This is a genomic window from Vibrio sp. 10N.222.46.A1 (assembly GCF_041473595.1).
In the GTDB taxonomy this organism is placed as follows: domain Bacteria; phylum Pseudomonadota; class Gammaproteobacteria; order Enterobacterales; family Vibrionaceae; genus Vibrio; species Vibrio tasmaniensis_A.
Genome location: NZ_JBFRSN010000976.1, coordinates 1 through 2,515 on the forward strand (window position 1 = coordinate 1; position 2,515 = coordinate 2,515).

Here is a 2,515-nt window from a genome sequence, read left to right on the forward strand (position 1 = left end):
AAGCCATATCTGTGATATGTAGAAGACCGTCAACACCGCCAAGATCAACGAATGCACCGTAGTCAGTAAGGTTCTTAACGATACCTTTAACTTCAGTACCTTCTTGTAGAGTTTCAAGAAGTTCGTCACGCTCAACACTGTTTTCAGATTCGATAACAGCACGACGAGAAACAACAACGTTGTTACGCTTCTGGTCTAGCTTGATTACTTTGAACTCTAGCTCTTTGTTTTCTAGGTGAGCAGTGTCACGGATAGGACGTACGTCTACTAGAGAACCAGGAAGGAAAGCACGGATACCGTTAAGTTCAACAGTGAAACCGCCTTTAACTTTACCGTTGATGATACCAACAACAGTTTCAGCTTCTTCACAAGCTTTCTCAAGTACGATCCAAGCTTCGTGACGCTTAGCTTTCTCACGAGAAAGTTGAGTTTCACCGAAACCATCTTCAACAGCGTCTAGAGCTACGTCTACTTCAGCACCAACTTCAACTTCAAGTTCGCCAGCAGCGTTCTTGAATTGTTCAGCAGGGATAGCAGATTCAGACTTAAGACCAGCGTCTACAAGAACGTAACCGTTCTCGATAGCTACTACAGTACCTTTAACGATGCTGCCTTGTTGGAATTCAGTTTCAGATAGAAACTCTTCAAAGAGTTGAGCAAAAGATTCAGTCATTATTTAATCTTCAATAATTAAACGTCCATGGGTATCCTACCGCATGGGGTTGATAAATTCGCCGGTCATCATCCTTGCGACCAACGTTCGTACTAGCTCGGCGAAATTACCCAGCCAGTTTCGATTCAATATAGTGTAGTGCTTTTTCGACTACCTGCTCAATATTCATTGAGGTGGAATCAAGCACTAGAGCATCCTCTGCAGGGCGAAGTGGCGCCACTGGGCGATTACGATCTCGATCGTCTCGCTCTTGGATCTCGCTCAAAAGGTCGTCAAATTTAACATCTAACCCCTTCTGTTGCAACTGTTTAAGGCGACGACTCGCGCGCTCTTCAGCACTTGCATCTAAAAATATTTTCGCTTCAGCTTCAACAAATACAACGGTTCCCATGTCACGACCGTCTGCAACTAAACCAGGAGCTGCGCTAAAAGCACGTTGACGACGTAACAGTGCTTCACGAACGCGAGGTAAAGCAGCGACTTTTGAAGCCGCCATGCCCGTCTCTTCTTTACGAAGTTCACCAGACACATCTTCGCCTTCTAAGATAACCTTCACTAGCTCACCTTCAGCGATAAACTGAACATCTAAGTGAGTTGCAAGCGGTACTAAAGCATCTTCTGATTCAGTATCCACGCCATGGTGAATTGCCGCTAAAGCCAATACGCGATAGATCGCGCCTGAGTCTAGAAGATGAAAGCCTAGCTTATCTGCTAGTAACATACACAGGGTACCTTTACCTGCACCACTTGGTCCATCAACCGTAATCACTGGGCTTTGAGAAGGCATCTTTTACTCCACGTTTTGTCGTAAGTTTTATTCTGTACTAGCGATTCGCCACTACTTTATAGGCGGCATATTATAGAGAAAATTTGCAAGTCGAGCGAGGTAAATCTCAGATAATTCCGGGGTGATGCTACAGAAACCCATGCAACCAACTCAATATCCGTTAACTTAGATAAATAAGGCTGTCATCCGCTTCTCTTTAGGCATAAAAAAGCCTCGCGATAAGCAAGGCTCATGATTTTGCATTTTTGTAGAGCAAAGAAGTAGTCGCTAAAAGACGCTTAGCCAATAATAGCTCGAACCGCTTCTAGGTCTTCTGGCGTATCAACACCAGCTGCAGGTGCTTCTGCCGCAACGTCTACATGGATTTTTTCACCGTACCAAAGTACACGTAGCTGCTCTAGGCACTCAATACGCTCAAGGGTACTTGGTTCCCAATTGATATAGGTATTAATAAAACCCGCACGGTAAGCGTAAATGCCAATGTGACGAAGCAGTGGAGATTCAGCAGCTGTACCATTGTTCGCGTAAGCATCGCGATCCCAAGGAATAGTAGCTCGGCTAAAGTACAGGGCATACCCATCTTTGTCGGTCACAACTTTTACGGCGTTAGGATTAAACACTTCGTCAGCATGAGTAATTTCCACACCGAGTGTTGCCATCGGAGCTGTACTGTTCGCAAGGTTGTTCGCGACCTGATTAATGATCGCAGGTGGGATAAGTGGCTCATCACCTTGAACATTCACGATAATATGATCATCTGGAATCTTCATAACTTCAATCACTTCAGCGAGGCGCTCAGTGCCTGACTCATGATTCGGTGATGTCATACAAACGGTCGCGCCAAATGCTTTGGCCGCTTTTTCAACTCGAGCGTCGTCGGTAGCGATAATAACGTTATCGGCACCCGCCTTCATTGACTGTTCGTATACCCATTGAATCATCGGCTTTCCACCAATGTCAGCAAGTGGCTTCCCTGGTAAACGGCTCGATTGGTATCTTGCAGGTATAACAACCGTATAAGACATTACTTACCCTCATCCATTGAAACGGTGCGA

Annotated in this window: 3 protein-coding genes; all 3 read right to left on the minus strand. The window is 45.3% G+C overall.

From position 1 onward, the window contains the following. The coding region (locus AB4496_RS22745) for a S1 RNA-binding domain-containing protein (protein WP_372132064.1) at positions 1-673 on the minus strand (673 nt) is incomplete at its 3' end. A 106-nt stretch (positions 674-779) separates the two neighbouring features. Continuing rightward, positions 780-1,460, minus strand: a complete 681-nt coding sequence (cmk, locus tag AB4496_RS22750) for a (d)CMP kinase (RefSeq protein ID WP_009847140.1) — start codon at positions 1,458-1,460, stop codon at positions 780-782. A gap of 278 nt (positions 1,461-1,738) precedes the next feature. Next, positions 1,739-2,485: a 3-deoxy-manno-octulosonate cytidylyltransferase gene (gene kdsB / locus AB4496_RS22755; RefSeq protein WP_009847141.1), complete on the minus strand. Its 747-nt coding sequence runs from the start codon at positions 2,483-2,485 to the stop codon at positions 1,739-1,741. Positions 2,486-2,515 lie beyond the last annotated feature (30 nt).

What these genes read in the sequence shown, in the direction of transcription:
- cmk (WP_009847140.1), bottom strand. Translation starts at nt 1,460, where the DNA reads ATGCCTTCTCAAAGCCCAGTGATTACGGTTGATGGACCAAGTGGTGCA.
- kdsB (WP_009847141.1), bottom strand. Translation starts at nt 2,485, where the DNA reads ATGTCTTATACGGTTGTTATACCTGCAAGATACCAATCGAGCCGTTTA.